Raw genomic sequence first — 15,629 nt, 5'->3', positions numbered from 1 at the left:
CCGCCCGGATCATGAACATCACCCTCAAGCAGCTGCGCGTCTTCTGCGCGCTCTACGAACTGCGCAGCTTCACCGCGGCCGCCCGCGCCGCGTTCGTCACCCAATCGGCGGTCAGCAAGCTATGCGCCGAACTGGAAGCGGAAATCGGCCAGCCCCTATTCGAGCGCTCGACGCGCAGCGTGACGCCCTGCGAGGGCGCGGCCGATTTCTATGCCTACGCCCAGGAAATCCTGGGTACCGTGCGCGCAGCCGAACGCAGCATGTCCGGCCTGCGCACGCTGGCGCGCGGCACGGTGGGCGTGGCCAGTTCGCCAATGATGATGGTGGGCCTGCTGGGCGACGTCATCGCGCGTTATCACCGCCAGCACTCGGGCGTGAAGCTGGAACTCTATGAACTGAATACGGATGACACGGTAGAGCACGTGCGCCATGGCCGCGCCGATTTCGGCATTGTGTCCACGCAGGCGCACGGTGATGGGCTGGACGCCCGCGTCATCTACCGGGACTCGATGTACGCGGTGTGCGCGCCGTCACACCCGCTAGCCCAGTTGGAGCGTGTCCGCTGGACCGACCTGGCGGCGCACAACCATATCGCGCTGCGCAGCGTCTACAGCGTGCGCCGGGCCGTCGACCGCATCAGCCACGAACTGGATCTGGATTTTCAGTCGGGCATCGAAGCCGGCATGCTGACGTCCGTGCTGAACCTGGTGCGGGCGGGCCTGGGCATCACCATCGTGCCCGGCTACGTGTGCGCCTTCGCCCGCCTGCTGGGCCTGCACGCGGCGCCGATCCACGGCGGCCCTCAGCGCGGTCATGAACTATGGCTGATCCAGCGGCGCAGCACGCGGCTGTCATTGGCCGCCAAGACCTTTCTGGACGACCTGGAAACCTATCTGCGCGCCCGCGAGGGCTCGCCGGACCCGGCCTGCTATCCGTCGCCGGAGGTGGATTAATCCAGATCCGGAATAGGTCTATGAAAATTAGTCCCTTGTTGAGATAAGCCGGCCAGACGCATCATGCGCCATGGCCCTCCCGACGTGCGCGACTCGCCGTCGCGGCAGGGAAAAGAACAAGACAGGAGACTTGCATGACCCAACTTCCCCACCCCGCACGCCGACGCATGCTGGCGGCCTGCGCCGCCCTGGCGCTGGGCGCGGGCGCTGCGCCCGCCTTTGCCGCCGACGCCTATCCCAACAAGCCCATCACCATCGTGGTGCCGTTTTCTCCGGGCAGCGCCACCGACACCAGCGCCCGCATCCTGTCGGAAAAGCTGGGCCCCCGCCTTGGCGTACCCATCGTCATCGAGAACAAGCCTGGCGCCTCCGGCACCATCGGCTCGGTCACGGCGGCGCGCGCGCCTGCGGACGGCTACACGCTGGTGCTGACCAGCAGCTCGACGCATTCGGCCACGCCTGCCCTGTTCCGCAAGCTGCCCTACGATCCGACCGGCGACTTCATCCATGTGATCCGGATCGCGACGATCCCGATGATGCTGGTGGTGCGCGCGGATTCCCCCTACACCTCCGTCGCCAAGCTGGTGCAAGCGACCCAGGGCCGGCCGTTGAACTACGCCTATGGCTCGCCCACCAGCCAGATCGCCGGCGCCACCTTCAACACGGTGGCGGGCGCCGCGGCCAATGGGGTGCCTTACAAGAGCCAGCCGCCCGCCGTCACCGACCTGCTGGGGGGACACGTGGACTATCTGTTCGCGGACCAATCCGTGGTGACGGCCTTCATGCACAGCGGCAAGCTGACCGGCATCGCCTTCACTGGCCAGGCGCGTGCGAAGGACTTCCCCAACGTGCCGACGCTGGCCGAGGCCGGCTACAAGAATTTCGACCTGGTGGTATGGGTAGGCGTGGCGGCGCCGGCGGGCACGCCAGCGCCGGTCGTCGAACGGTTGAACACCGAAATCGCCCGCATCCTGAGCGAACCCGACACGGTGGCGAAGTTCGACGCGCTAGGGATGCAAGTCGCGCCGAATTCCGTGGCTGACCACAAGACGTTTGCCGAATCGCAACGCCAGATCTGGACCCAGCGCGCCATCGACGCCAAGATCGAACCGCAATAACCAGCACCGCCGCCAGACGGCGGAGGACGATACACGGGCGCGGGAGCTTTTAGCTCCCGCGCCCGTGTCGCATTGGAAGCGGTATGGCGCCGTGGCCGCCACCTCTTCATCCGAATGCATGAGCCCAGCTCATGTCAACGACGTCCGGCCGACCGCCCGGTTCCTCGCGAATTTGCGAGGGTCCTCATCCATCACTCCGATGCGCCCCTCGGCCGACAGGCCGATCCGTCGCCTTAATTCGCAAGACTTTTGCATTATTCACTCGGGCCTTTGACTTACTGACAAGTCTGGCCAATCGAACGAGGTTTGCATGAGACGGCATCCGGAAGCTCTGTATTAGGCTGACCCGGCAGTACTCCGACTCACCTTGATCGATTGGACGAAAGCATATGAATCAACTCATTCATCCAGACTGCCACCCCTTTACCGCAGCCGGCAACATGAAGCAGATTTCTGCGTTTTATGAGGAAGGACGTCGAGTCATGTGGATGATGCTCCGGGCGCAGCCCCGGCCCTGCTTTAACCACGAACTCATCGACGAAATCATGACCTTGGCGCGCGCCGCCAAGGACTCCGGCCTGACCATCGACTTCTGGGTCACGGGCTCGCTGGTGCCGCAGATCTACAACGTGGGCGGCGATCTCAACTTCTTTGCTGAAGCCATCCGAACCGGCAAGCGCGAGGCCTTGAGGGCTTATGCGCGGGCATGCGTGGATTGCGTGCATGCCGCATCGCGCGGGTTCGACACCGGCGCGATCTCGTTGGCCATGATCGAAGGCACGGCGCTGGGCGGCGGCTTCGAGGCCGCCCTGGCCCATCACTTCGTGCTGGCCCAGAACAATGCCCGCATGGGCTTCCCGGAAATGGCGTTCAACCTGTTCCCCGGCATGGGGGGTTATTCGCTGGTGGCACGCCGCTCAGGCATGAAGCTGGCCGAAGACCTGATCAGCAGCGGGGAATCGCACACCGCCGAATGGTTCCACGGCAAGGGGCTGGTGGACGCGCTGTTCGAGCCGGGCGATGCCTACCGCGCCACCCGCACCTTCATCGACGTGCTGCGTCCCAAGCTCAACGGCATGCGAGCCATGCTGCGGGCCCGCCAGCGCGTGCTGAACCTGTCGCGCTCCGAGCTGATGGACATCACCGAGGACTGGGTGGAGGCCGCGTTCTCGATCGATCCGAAAGACCGCGCCTATATGGAACGCCTGGTCATGGCGCAGAACCGGCGCACCCCCAGCAACCCTGACGCCGTGCAGGAAGCCACCATGCATTGACCCCCGTCGATGGACGGCGCCGGCTGTATCAGGCGATCAGATGCAGCCGGCGGCGCTGAGCCAGCCAGGTAACGAGTTCGGTGGCGGGCATGGGCTTGGCATAGAGATATCCTTGCTTGGCATCCACGCCCAGTGTGTCGAGGAACGTGGCTTCCTCCGAGGTTTCCACCCCTTCGGCAATCACCTTCAATTCCAGCGTGCGCGCCACGGCCACGATAGCCCGCGCCAACGCTTGCGACACCGGATTCTCGTTCACGCCGCGCACGAAACTGGCGTCCAGTTTGATCGCATCCAACGGAATGCGCGCCAGCTGTGACAGCGACGAATAGCCCGTCCCAAAATCGTCCAGATGGACGCGCGCGCCCAATTGGCGGAACTGCTTGATCAGGTCGATGGCTGCGACTTCGTCTTCAATCAGGCAGCTTTCCGTCAGTTCGATATCCAGCATGCAGGGATCCAGGTCGGCATCCCCGATGGCGCGCATGAAATCACTGACCACCCCCTTGTCGTCCAATTGCCGCGCCGACATATTGATGGCGATCCGGATGTTCAGCCCGTCGCGCTTCCACGCGGCCGCCTGCCGCGCGGCCTCGCGCATGACCCACACGCCCAGCGGGGAGATCAGGCCCGATTCCTCGGCATAGGGGATGAAGGCGCTGGGGCAGACCATGCCGCGTTCGGGCGACCGCCAGCGAAGCAAGGCTTCCACGCCATCGACCTCGCCGGTGCGGCCAGCCAGCTTGGGCTGGTAATACAGCATCAGGTGGTTCTCGGCCAAGGCCTTGCGCAAGTTCGTGTCCAGCCACACGTAGTCCGCGTTGCGGCGGTCCATTTCGGGCTGGAACACGCGGTAGGTGTGGCGCCCCGCTTCCTTGGCCACGTACATGGCGATGTCGGCGCTGCGCACCACGCTGTCCAGGTCGGCGCCATGGTCCGGGTACATGGCGATGCCAATCGAGCAACTGGTGTAGACCTCGATCAGCCCCTGGCGGAAGGGTTCGCGCAGGCGGTCGATGATGCGTTCGGCGGTGGCTTCCAGTTCCCAGGCTTGCGCCTGTTCCTGTAGAACGATGAATTCGTCGCCGCCCAGCCGCGCCAGCGTCTGCCCTTCGGACAGGCAGGTGGAAATCGCCACCGACACTGCCTTGAGCAGCCGGTCGCCAAAACCGTGGCCATAGTGGTCGTTGATGCGCTTGAAATTGTCCAGGTCCAGGAACAGGACGCCGCCCCGCCCTTCCTGGCCCGTTGCCAGTGCTGCCTTCAGCCGCGCCGTGATGGCATGGCGGTTGGGCAGATTGGTCAGCATGTCGGTGTTGGCCAGCACGCGCAGGCGTTCCTGCGCTTGGCGTTCTTCGGTGATGTCCGTGCCCGAGCAGATCAGGTAGACGCGCTTTTCACCGCTGCCGCTGGTGACGAACTTGTTGCGGAACAGGAACAGCCGCGGGCCTTTGACCGTGTTGATCAGCCGTTCGACTTCGTAGGATTGCCCGCGCTTGTAGAACTCGGCGATATTGCGCCGCGACGCCATGGCCTCTTCGCGCGTCATGAACATTTCAAACACACTGCGACCAACAATGTCCTGCTCACGCTTGCCCGTGTATTCCTCGCTGAGCTTGTTGAAGCGCTGCACCCGGCCATTCTGATCCACGATGACGATCACCGAGTTGGCCTCGGACACCACGGTTTCGGCGAACGACAGGCCTTCAACCAGGTCTTTGGCAACGGATTCGGTGTCGGAGTGCGCCGATGCGGTGCCGGCCCATTCGTTGGGATTGATCTTGCGGCCCACCAAGTGCAGGCGCAACAGATCCCCATACAAGGAGATGTCGATACGCACGCTGGATGTGATGCCCGTCAGGGACCGGATGGTATCTGCCTGATCCGCCCGCAGCGCCATTGCGATATTCGCCGCGCCTTTGATGGCGGCGAGTTCAAAAGCGTCGCTGTCGGCCGCCAGCCGCCAATATGGGCTGTGCGTACCGAAATGCGTGTACAGGATCGACTTTTCGTCCTGATTCTCTGTCATCGTGGTATCCCCCCACTGTCCTAGGCTGGACCGAAAAGTACATTACGGCCAAGCCAGGATGGGGTCAATACCCATATACAGTGCTTTAAACGCTGTATTGCGGATTGTTTCATCAACAATCACAGCCGTGTTGTAAACCTTTGCCCTGCCAACCGCTTTGATTCGCGGGCGCCCCCTATCGCGACTGTCTTGTTGCGTGGGGTTCCGCCATGATGTTCAAACAAAATCGCCGAAGATTTCCGTGGGGAAATCTTCGGCGTGTGGCGTAAAAGGCGCAACCCGGCGGATCAACCGCGCGGATTAGTCGCCCTTCACCCCTGCTTCATCAATGACCTTGGTCCAGCGCGCCACTTCGGCGGAAACGCGAGCGCGGGCGTCAGCCGGCGTGGTCCAGGTGGCGATGGCTCCTTGATTCAACAGCGACGCCTTCACTTCCGGTTTGGCCAGAATCTTTTTCAGTTCGCCATTCAAGCGGTCGATCACGGGCGCGGGCGTGTTGGCGGGCGCCACGATGCCGAACATCGAGCTGACTTCAAAGTCCTTCAAACCTGCTTCGGCGGCGGTCGGGACGTCGGGCAGTGCGTCCACGCGCTGCGGCGACGTCACGGCCAGCGCGCGCAATTTGCCGGCCTTGATATTGCCTTGCGCGGCCGGCACGGTTTCGATCATGCTCAGCACCTGCCCGCCCATCAGGTCGGTCATGGCCGGGCCGCTGCCCTTGTAGGGCACGTGCAGGATATCGACACCCGCCGAGCGCTTGAACATTTCGCCTGCCAGATGCTGAGGCGAGCCGTTGCCGGCCGATGCCATGGTCATGTAGCCCGGCTTCGACTTGGCCAGCGCGATGAATTCGGACAGCGTATTGGCCTGCACCGACGGATTTACCACGAACACCAGCGGCACCGTGCCCACGATGGACACCGGCGCAAAGCTCTTTTCCACGTCATAGGTCACGCGGCCGCGGTACAGGGCTGCGTTGATGGAGTGGCTGGTCAGCGCGCCCATCAACAAGGTGTAGCCGTCGGGTTGCGCCTTGGCAACCTGATCCGCGCCGATATTGCCGGCGGCGCCGGCACGGTTTTCCACGATCACCGATTGCCCCAACGCACCCGTCAGTTCCTGCGCCAGCACGCGGCCGATCACGTCGGTCGCGCCTCCGGGCGGATACGGCACGATCAGGCGGATGGGTTTGTCGGGATAGGCGTCGGCTGACAGCGCCGGGGCAGAAACGCCGGCGCACAGGGCCAGCAGGGACAACAGGACGGCACGGCGCGGCCGCAGACGCAAGTCTGACATAGGGGTCTCTCCAGCCGGGATGAGTATAGGAATGGACGGACGCCCGGCTCGTCAACGGCGCCAGTTTAGGAGGGGTAACTTGATAGAAGAATCAGAATTTTTCTATCGACTGATCTTAAAAACAGATCAATATATCTACTTGTACAAAGCGCTTGCGGTGCCGTGCAAAGGCTGGATATGATCATGCCCCTAGATTATCAATAATATTATCGGGACTGAAAATGACGGACGAGACCAAAGGCAGCACCCCCGCAGCCGGCCCTTTTGATAGCGACAGCACCACCGCGCAGGGCGTGGCCCGCGGGCTGACGAACTACGGCGACAAGGGCTTCTCGCTGTTCCTGCGCAAGGCCTTCATCAAGGGCGCGGGGCTGTCCGATGACGCGCTGGCTCGTCCGATCATCGGTATCGTCAATACAGGCAGCAGCTACAACCCGTGCCACGGCAACGCGCCCCAGCTGATCGAGGCCGTCAAGCGCGGCGTCATGCTGGCAGGCGGGCTGCCGATGGACTTCCCGACCATCTCGGTGCATGAAAGCTTCTCGCAGCCGACCAGCATGTACCTGCGCAACCTGATGTCCATGGACACCGAGGAAATGATCCGCGCGCAACCCATGGACGCGGTGGTGCTGATCGGCGGCTGCGACAAGACCGTTCCGGCCCAATTGATGGGCGCGGCCTCGGCCGGCGTGCCCGCGATCCAGCTGGTCACCGGGTCGATGCTGACCGGGTCGCACCGTGGCGAGCGCGTGGGCGCCTGCACCGACTGCCGCCGCTACTGGGGCCGCTACCGCGCCGACGAGATCGACGCGCCGGAAATCGCCGATGTGAACAACCAGCTGGTCGCCAGCGTGGGCACCTGTTCCGTGATGGGAACGGCCAGCACCATGGCCTGCATCACCGAAGCGCTGGGCATGATGGTGGCGGGTGGCGCATCCGCCCCCGCCGTCACCGCCGACCGCGTGCGCGTGGCCGAACGCACCGGCGCCACCGCCGTCGCCATGGCCGCTGCCCGCCTGACGCCCGACCAGATCCTTAACGGCAAGTCCATCGAAAACGCCTTGCGGGTGCTGCTGGCCATCGGCGGCTCCACCAACGGCATCGTCCACCTGACCGCCATCGCCGGCCGCCTGGGCATCGACATTGACCTGGCGGGCCTTGATCGCATCAGCCGCGAAACGCCCGTGCTGGTCGACCTGAAGCCGTCGGGCCAGCACTATATGGAAGACTTCCACCACGCCGGCGGCATGCCCGCGCTGCTGCGCGAGTTGCGCCCCTTCCTGCATCTGGACGTCTTGACCGTTTCCGGCCGCACGCTGGGCCAGGAACTGGACGATGCGCCCGCTCCCTTCGCGCAAGACGTGATTCGCTCCACCGCCGCCCCCATCTATCCGGTAGGCGGCCTGGCCGTGCTGCGCGGCAACCTGGCCCCGGGCGGCGCCATCATCAAGCAATCCGCCGCCAATCCCAAGCTGATGGAACACGAAGGCCGCGCGGTGGTGTTCGAGGACGCCGAGGACATGGCGCGGCGCATCGACGACGACGCGCTGGACGTGACCGCCGACGACATCCTGGTGCTCAAGCGCATCGGCCCGACCGGTGCCCCTGGCATGCCCGAGGCCGGCTACATGCCAATTCCCAAGAAGCTGGCGCGTGCGGGGGTCAAGGACATGGTCCGCATCTCGGACGGGCGCATGAGCGGCACCGCCGCCGGTACCATCGTGCTGCACGTCACGCCCGAGGCCGCGATTGGCGGCCCGCTGGCTTACGTGCAAAATGGCGACCGCATCCGCTTGTCGGTGGCGCAGCGCGAAATCGCGCTGTTGGTGGACGATGCCGAACTGGCACGCCGCACGGCGGCCCAGCCCATCACCCGGCCCACCGCCGACCGGGGCTACCGCAAGCTATTCCTGCAAACCGTGACGCAGGCCGATCAGGGCGTCGATTTCGACTTCCTGCGCGCTGGCGTCACGCACGACACCGTGCCCAAGAAGTAAACCTGCCGCCATGAACGCCATCACGCCCGACGCCCTGCAAGCAGAGGCCCCCGACGCCACGCAAACCGCGGTGGCCGCCCTGGAAGAAGACATCGTCTTCGGCCGGCTGCACCCGCGCGAACGCCTGACCGAGGACGAGCTGATGGCGCGCTTCGCCATGAAGCGCCATGCCGTGCGGCAAGTGCTGTCCGAACTGGAGCTCTTGGGCGTGGTGGAGAAAAAGCGCAACATCGGCGCCGTCGTGCGGGCGTTCTCCGCCCGCGAAGTCATGGAGCTGTATGCGCTGCGCGAAGTCCTGGAGGTACATGCCGCCAGCCAGATTCCGCTGCCCGTGCCCGAAGCCCGGCTGGCGGCGCTGATCACGGTGCAGCGCGAGCACGATGCGGCAGTCGCCGACGGCGACACGCGCCGCGTGTTCCGCAGCAACCAGCGTTTCCACCGGGAGTTCTTCGGTTTGCTGGACAACGCCGTGCTGGGCCAGGCCATCGAGGAATACGCCCGGCGCACCCACTCGATCCGCTTTGGCACCTTGGTGGCCGCCGGCTACCGCGAACGTGCCCGCCAGGAACATTGGGCCATGATCCAGGCGCTACGCGACGGTGACCGCCAGGCCTTGATGACCGTGTGCCGCGACCACCTGCTGCCGTCACGCGACGCCTATCTGGCGTCGGAACAGGCGCGGCCGGGGCGCTAGGCTCAAGCACGCCCCCGGCCCCGCCGTTACTTGAACGGATTGGAATCGGCCCCGTAGGTGCCCAGGCCCGACGCCCCTTCCACTTCCATTGACACCGAACCCGGATCGATGGTCGGCGCGTCGTCCTTGTAGTGCATCACCATGCCTGGGAACGCCATCACTGCCGCGACCATCAGCAACTGAATCACGATGAACGGCACGGATCCCCAATAGATCTGTCCCGTGGTGACGGGTTCTATCATCTTCCCCGTCACCCTGTCCTTGTAGCGGTCGCGCGGCGCCACCGAGCGCAGGTAGAACAGCGCGAATCCGAATGGCGGATGCATGAACGACGTCTGCATATTGACCGCCAGGATCACGCCGAACCAGATCAGGTCGATGCCCAGCTTGTCCGCCACCGGACCCAGCAGCGGCACGATGATGAACGCGAGTTCAAAGAAGTCCAGAAAGAAAGCCAGCACGAAGGTCAGGACGCTGACCACGATCAGAAAGCCCCACTGCCCGCCCGGCAGCCCGGTCAACAGATGTTCCACCCAGAGGTCGCCGTTGACGGCGCGGAACGTCAGGCCGAACACGGTGGATCCCACCAGGATGAACACCACGAAGCAGGACAGCTTGGTGGTCGTGTCCATCGCCTGCTTAAGCAGGTCCAACGACAGGCGGCGGCGGATCACGGCCATCAGGATGGCGCCCACCGCGCCCATGGCGCCGCCTTCGGTCGGCGTGGCCACGCCAATGAAGATCGTGCCCAGCACCAGGAAGATCAGCGCCAGCGGCGGAATCATCACGAACGTCACGCGCTCGGCCAGGGCCGACAACAGGCCCAGACCCAAGGCCTTGTTGACCAGTGCGATGACGAATGCCGTGGCGCCCCAGAACAGCAAGGCCACGACGATGCGCTCGTCCACCGGCGCAGTGTTGTTCTCGACCCAGAGGCCCAGGAAATAGGCCGATACGGCGGAAATCACCATCAGCACCAGCAACGAACGCCCGCCCCGCGTGCCGTTCGGTTCCTGGAACCGGCGTGCCTCTTCGGGCAGCGCGGGGGCCGACGCCGGCTTCAGCAGGCTCATGAGGACAACGTACACGATGTACACCCCGGCCAGGATGAAGCCCGGCACCATCGCCGCCCGGTACATGTCGCCGATGGAGCGGCCCAGCTGGTCGGCCAGGATGATCAGCACCAATGAAGGCGGGATGATCTGCGACAGCGTGCCCGACGCCGCGATCACGCCACTGGCAAGTTTCCGGTCATAGCCATTGCGCAGCATGATCGGCAACGAGATCAATCCCATCGAAATCACCGACGCAGACACCACCCCCGTGGTCGCGGCCAGCATCGCGCCCACGAACACCACCGCGATGGCCAGCCCGCCACGCACCGAACCGAACAGCTGGCCGATCGTTTCAAGCAAGTCCTCGGCCATGCCGGAACGCTCCAGCACCAGGCCCATCAGCGTGAAGAATGGCACCGCCAGCAACGTATCGTTGGAAATAATGCCGAACACCCGTTGTGGCAGCGCCTGGAACAACGAGGAATTGAGCAGGCCCAGTTCCATGCCCACCAGGCCGAAAAGAATGCCGTTGGCCGCCAGCGCAAACGCCACCGGAAAGCCCAGCAACAGGAAAATAATCAGCGTCGCGAACATGATCGGCGCCAGATTGGCAATAAAGAACTCCATGATCAGCGACCCTTGTTATCCAGTTCACCCACTGCCGCCGCTTCGCGCGCCTGCGCTTCCCGGGCAATTTCCTCGGCCAGTTCCTCTTCCGCGCTCTTGGCGCCATCGCGTTCGCGCGGATCGCGGCAGCGTCCCGCCAGAAAGCCGATGCACTTGATCAGGTGCGACAGGCCGGCCAGCACCAGCAGCGCAAAACCAACGGGAATCAACAGCTTGACCGGCCAGCGGATCAGGCCGCCAGAGTTGGACGAATGCTCGTTGCTCAGGTAGGAATCCATGAACACCGGCCAGGACAGGTACATGATCAGCAGGCAGGCCGGCAGCAGGAAGAACAGCACGCCGAAGATCTCAATGCAGACCTGGGCGCGGCGCGACAGCCGCGACGCGATGATGTCCACGCGCACATGGTCGTTCTTCAGCAGCGTGTAGCCCGCCGTCAACAGGAACATGGCGCCGAACATGTACCACTGCATTTCCAGCCAGGCGTTCGAGCTGTAGTGAAAGACCTTGCGCATGATGGCGTTGCCGGCGCTGACCAGGACGACCAGCACCGTCACCCAGGACACGATCCGTCCCATCCGCAGGTTGATCGCGTCTATGCCGCGCGACAAGGCGAGTAAAGCTTGCATCTGTTTTCCCCAGAATTATTGCTGTTCACACATTGCCCAACCCCGACGCCGGCACTTTGCGCGCCGGACGCCGGACCTGCGTCAACCGTCTTCGCGGTGATGCCGCAGCCAGGGCGTCGACCGGCGTTCCACCCACACCAACAGCGCAAACAGCAGCATGCCCATCAGCGCCAGCACGAAGATCGCGGCGAACACCCTCACGGTGTCGAACGTGCCTTGGGCGCTCATGATCACGTAACCCAGGCCGCGTTGCGACGACACGAATTCCCCGACGATGGCGCCCACCAGCGCCAGCGAAATCGACACCTTCATGCCTGCCAGCATCGAGGGTAAGGCGCTGGGCAACCGCACCTTGAAAAAGAAATCGCGGCGCGAACCTTTCAGCACCCGCCCCAGGTCCAGCACGTCCTGGGGCACCGAGCGCAGACCATGAACGGTGTCCACGATCACCGCGAAGACGGCAATCAGGAACGCGATGGCGATCTTCGGTTCCGCGCCCGTGCCCATCCAGATCACGAAGAGCGGCGCGATGGCGACCTTCGGCACGCTATTGAAGGCCACGATCAAGGGATAGATGAAGCGCTCGAACCAGCGCGATCCCACCAACATGATGGCGATCGCCACGCCGCCCACCACCGCCAGCGCAAAACCGGCCAGCGTCGTCATCAAGGTATAGAGGGCGTGGCCGGCGTACCAGCTCCATTCGGAGGCCAGTTCCAGCACCACCTGCCCCGGCAGCGGCAGCATGATGGCTCGCACGTGGAATACCCGGGCGGCGATTTCCCATAGCAGCAGGAACACCACGACCGACACCAGTCCCGCCATCCGGCGGACGGCTCCCCGCAACAGCCGGATCATCGAATGGCCTCCCTGTGAGAGACGGCGCGGACGCTCTCATCGATCAAGCCCATTTGCTGGAACAGGCCCCGGATATGCCGCACGTATTCACCGAAGGCCGGCGTTTCACGCAGCGCCAGGGGCCTGGGCCGCGGCAGGTCGATTTCTATTGTTTCCAGGATGCGGCCGGGGCGGGGCGAAAACACCATCACCACATCGCCCAGAAACACCGCCTCCGCAATGCCATGCGTCACAAACAACACCGTATTGCGCGTTTCCATCCAGATCCGCTGCAACTCCACGTTCATCTGATCGCGGGTCAACGCATCCAATGCGCCAAAAGGCTCATCCATGAGCAGCAGCTGCGGATCATCCACCAAGGCGCGGCAGATCGCCGCACGCTGGCGCATGCCACCGGACAGTTCACGCGGATAACTCTCGGCGAACGCCTCCAGGCCCGTCAGGGCGAGCAGTTCGCGCACCTTGTTCTCGTAGGCCGCAACGGGCTTGCCCGAAAATTCGATGGGCAGCAGGATGTTGCGCCAGACGTTGCGCCATTCCAGCAGCGCATCGCGCTGGAACACCATGCCCATCCCTTCCGGGGGGCCCTGCACCGGCACGCCCGCCACCTGGAGTTCTCCGCTGGACAGGGTTTCCAGGCCCGCCACGCATCGCAGGAACGTGCTCTTGCCGCAGCCGCTCGGTCCCAGGATGCTGACGAAACGGCCTTGCGGCACCTCGACCGACACCGAGGCCAGCGCCTCCACGCCCGCGGCGCCCGGATAGCGTTTGCGCACGTCGTGCGCGGCTACCGCCCACGGCGTCATGGTTGCACCAGACTGTCGTAGCGTTCCGGGTGCACCAGGTCGGGCACGTAGAACGAGGAAGCGTCGGCGCCAGCGCCGATCAACCCGACAGAGGACAGCGTCCTGACGGCCTGCGCCCAATCCTGCGGCACGATCGTGCCCAGGCGTTCGCCCGCCGCCGGCCGGCCAAAGTACGGTTGCAAGGCGTCGATCTGGCCGCGCAACACGGCCTTGTCCAAGCGGGCCTGCGGCCGTTGCTGGAGAATGGCGGCCACGGCCTCGTCCTGATGCCCGGCGTAGATGTATTCCCAGGCTCGGGCGGTGACGCTGGCAAAGCGCGCGATGGCCTCACGCCGTTGCGTCAGCTTGGTTTCGTTGGCGAACAGGCCGAAGCTGGGCATATCCAGACCAAAATCGGCGAAACGCACCGCACTGGAAGGCCGATTCTGCGACACCACCGGCAAGAAGAACGGAATCGTGGAGAACGCCGCGTCAGCCCGCCCCACGGCATAAGTCGACGCCTTGCCCGCCGCATCCACATTGATCAGTTCCAGATCGCTCTTTTTGAGCTTTCCCGTGGCCAGGAACGCATCGATGAAGGGTGCCTCCAGCGAACCGGCGGTGTAGGCCACCTTCTTGCCCTTGAGCTGGGCAGGCCCGGTGATGCCAGAATCCGCCGGAACCAGCAGGCCGATATCGCTTTGCCGCGCGAACACCGCCACGGCCTTGACGGGCATTCCCTTCTCGCGAGCGATCATGACCGAGGCCAACGCCGCGTGCCCCACGTCGAAACTGTCGCCAGCGCCGACGATCTGCACGGTTGTCACGGAGCCGTTGCCATCCTCCAGCGACACGTCCAGGCCGGCCTGCTTGTACCAGCCCTTCTGCTGCGCCAGGTGGAATGCGCCGTGCACACCCCACGGCGTCCAGTCCAGCCGCACCCGCAGCGGCTCCGGGGTCTGTGCCCAGGCAGATGCGCTGAGCGCGACCGCCGCCAGGCCCAACATCGCGTTGCGCCAACCTTTTGCGAATACCGCGTGCATGATCTTCCCCGTTTTTCGTCGACAATGTGCAGCCGCGTCTTGCCGCGGCCTGTCTTCGCCCGCGCTCAGTCGCCGCGGCCGAACCAACGCTTGATGCGCGCCCACAACACGCTGAAGAACATGGCCGTGGGATTGAAACTGGCCTGGACCAACGGCTCGCCTTGACCCGCAGGCTGGCGCAGCCGAGCCGTCACGTTGTTGCCGAAGTCCGCAATCATGCGACGCACGAAATCCTGCACCAGGCCCGAACGCGAGAACTGCGCCAACGGCCCCTGCAACGAATACAGCAGGTTCACGTTGACCCTTGTTTCGGTGGGCGACAGCGCTTCCAGGTGATAGGTGATATCGCCATTGGCGCGCGACTGGCTGAGCGAGTCTTGCCCGGCTCCCCGGAACACCGCGCGCATCGCGGCATCGTCCCGCTCCAGCCGGGCCGCGCCATTGAAGGCCGCGGCCATGGGGCCGAACTTGATGGCGACCTTGCCCTTGACGCGATCGCCCTCGTGCGATTCGATCGATGCGCCGGGCAGGCAACTGGCCAAGGCCGGCAGATCCACCATGAAGGCCCAGACTTCCGCCGCCGGGAATGGCACCTGGAAGCCGCCGTCAATCTGGCTGCCTCGCCCCTCTTTCTTGCCCGCCGGCGTCGTCGCCGTGGTGGTGGCGGCAACCGGGCTAGCCTGCTGCGCCGGACTCGCCATCGCCGGGGTGAAGCCGGCAAAGGCCACCGGCTTCTCCACCGCCGGCGCCGCGCCGCGCCCTTGCGCCTGGGCGGCGCGCAACGCCTGCACGGCGGCATCGGGCTGCGCGCGCAAGTCGGCCAGCACCGCCATCACCGCGGCGACGATGCCCATGTAGCCCGTGCAGCGGCACAGGTTGCCAGACAGTTCCACCCGGACCCGGCTTTCATCGGCATCGGGCAGCCGCAGCACAATATCGCGAGACGTGGCCAACATGCCCGGCGTGCAATAGCCGCATTGCAGCGCGTGATGCTTTGTGAAGGCGGCGCGTAGCCGCTGCATCACCGGATCGGCGTCGTAGCCCTCGATGGTCGTCACCTGCCGGCCCTCGCACGCCACCGCGAACGAAATACAGGACCGCACCGGTGCGCCGTCGACCAACACGGTGCACGCGCCACACACGCCGTGCTCGCATCCCAGATGGGTTCCCGTCAGGCGTGCCTGATCCCGCAGGAAATCTCCCAGATGCATGCGTGCGGGCGCCTCGTGCGACACGCGCTTGCCATTTACTTCCAATGTCACCTGAACCATGGT

General features: G+C 64.6%; 13 protein-coding genes. 5 read left to right on the top strand and 8 right to left on the bottom strand.

Features of this window, described 5'->3' with window-relative positions; genetic code table 11:
- Positions 1-11: 11 nt before the first annotated feature.
- The 3 genes from HV753_RS29855 to HV753_RS29845 all read left to right on the top strand — a co-directional run bounded on the left by HV753_RS29855 (position 12) and on the right by HV753_RS29845 (position 3,345).
- Positions 12-953: a LysR family transcriptional regulator gene (locus HV753_RS29855; protein WP_175178205.1), complete on the top strand. Its 942-nt coding sequence runs from the start codon at positions 12-14 to the stop codon at positions 951-953.
- 134 nt (positions 954-1,087) lie between these two features.
- The gene (locus HV753_RS29850) at positions 1,088-2,071 is read left to right on the top strand and encodes a Bug family tripartite tricarboxylate transporter substrate binding protein (protein ID WP_175178183.1); all 984 of its coding nucleotides are present in this window, start codon (positions 1,088-1,090) and stop codon (positions 2,069-2,071) included.
- 389 nt (positions 2,072-2,460) lie between these two features.
- Positions 2,461-3,345 (top strand): crotonase/enoyl-CoA hydratase family protein, encoded by an 885-nt coding sequence (locus HV753_RS29845; RefSeq protein WP_175178182.1) that lies wholly within the window; start codon positions 2,461-2,463, stop codon positions 3,343-3,345.
- A 28-nt stretch (positions 3,346-3,373) separates the two neighbouring features.
- On the opposite strand, the gene pdeR is transcribed toward HV753_RS29845, so the two are convergent.
- Entirely contained in the window at positions 3,374-5,371 is a 1,998-nt protein-coding gene (pdeR, locus tag HV753_RS29840) for a cyclic di-GMP phosphodiesterase (protein WP_175178181.1), read from the bottom strand.
- Between the two features lie 300 nt (positions 5,372-5,671).
- Positions 5,672-6,667 (bottom strand): Bug family tripartite tricarboxylate transporter substrate binding protein, encoded by a 996-nt coding sequence (locus HV753_RS29835; RefSeq protein ID WP_175178180.1) that lies wholly within the window; start codon positions 6,665-6,667, stop codon positions 5,672-5,674.
- 221 nt (positions 6,668-6,888) lie between these two features.
- Here HV753_RS29835 and HV753_RS29830 point away from each other — a divergent pair, with 221 nt between their 5' ends.
- A complete protein-coding gene (locus HV753_RS29830; RefSeq protein WP_175178179.1) occupies positions 6,889-8,664 on the top strand; it encodes an IlvD/Edd family dehydratase in 1,776 nt (591 codons plus the stop codon).
- Positions 8,665-8,674: 10 nt separating this feature from the next.
- The gene (locus HV753_RS29825) at positions 8,675-9,358 is read left to right on the top strand and encodes a GntR family transcriptional regulator (RefSeq protein ID WP_175178178.1); all 684 of its coding nucleotides are present in this window, start codon (positions 8,675-8,677) and stop codon (positions 9,356-9,358) included.
- 26 nt (positions 9,359-9,384) lie between these two features.
- Here the strand turns inward: HV753_RS29825 and HV753_RS29820 are convergent, their stop codons facing one another.
- The 6 genes from HV753_RS29820 to HV753_RS29795 form a co-directional block, all read right to left on the bottom strand.
- Complete coding sequence (locus tag HV753_RS29820) at positions 9,385-11,040, bottom strand: TRAP transporter large permease (RefSeq protein ID WP_175178177.1); 1,656 nt, start codon at positions 11,038-11,040, stop codon at positions 9,385-9,387.
- A 2-nt stretch (positions 11,041-11,042) separates the two neighbouring features.
- A complete protein-coding gene (locus HV753_RS29815) occupies positions 11,043-11,669 on the bottom strand; it encodes a TRAP transporter small permease subunit (RefSeq protein ID WP_175178176.1) in 627 nt (208 codons plus the stop codon).
- An 81-nt stretch (positions 11,670-11,750) separates the two neighbouring features.
- The gene (locus HV753_RS29810) at positions 11,751-12,527 is read right to left on the bottom strand and encodes an ABC transporter permease (RefSeq protein WP_175178175.1); all 777 of its coding nucleotides are present in this window, start codon (positions 12,525-12,527) and stop codon (positions 11,751-11,753) included.
- Positions 12,524-13,333, bottom strand: a complete 810-nt coding sequence (locus HV753_RS29805; RefSeq protein ID WP_175178174.1) for an ABC transporter ATP-binding protein — start codon at positions 13,331-13,333, stop codon at positions 12,524-12,526. The genes HV753_RS29810 and HV753_RS29805 overlap by 4 nt, the downstream gene beginning before the upstream one ends.
- A complete protein-coding gene (locus HV753_RS29800) occupies positions 13,330-14,355 on the bottom strand; it encodes an ABC transporter substrate-binding protein (protein ID WP_175178173.1) in 1,026 nt (341 codons plus the stop codon). Before HV753_RS29800 ends, HV753_RS29805 begins: the two co-directional genes overlap by 4 nt.
- Positions 14,356-14,420: 65 nt before the next feature.
- The gene (locus HV753_RS29795) at positions 14,421-15,626 is read right to left on the bottom strand and encodes a xanthine dehydrogenase family Fe-S subunit (protein ID WP_175178172.1); all 1,206 of its coding nucleotides are present in this window, start codon (positions 15,624-15,626) and stop codon (positions 14,421-14,423) included.
- Between the last annotated feature and the right edge of the window lie 3 nt (positions 15,627-15,629).

It is taken from the genome of Achromobacter pestifer (assembly GCF_902859625.1).
GTDB classification, from domain to species: domain Bacteria; phylum Pseudomonadota; class Gammaproteobacteria; order Burkholderiales; family Burkholderiaceae_B; genus Achromobacter; species Achromobacter pestifer.
The sequence above is the reverse complement of the archived record's forward strand: the minus strand, read 5'-3'. Positions and strand labels throughout refer to the sequence as shown.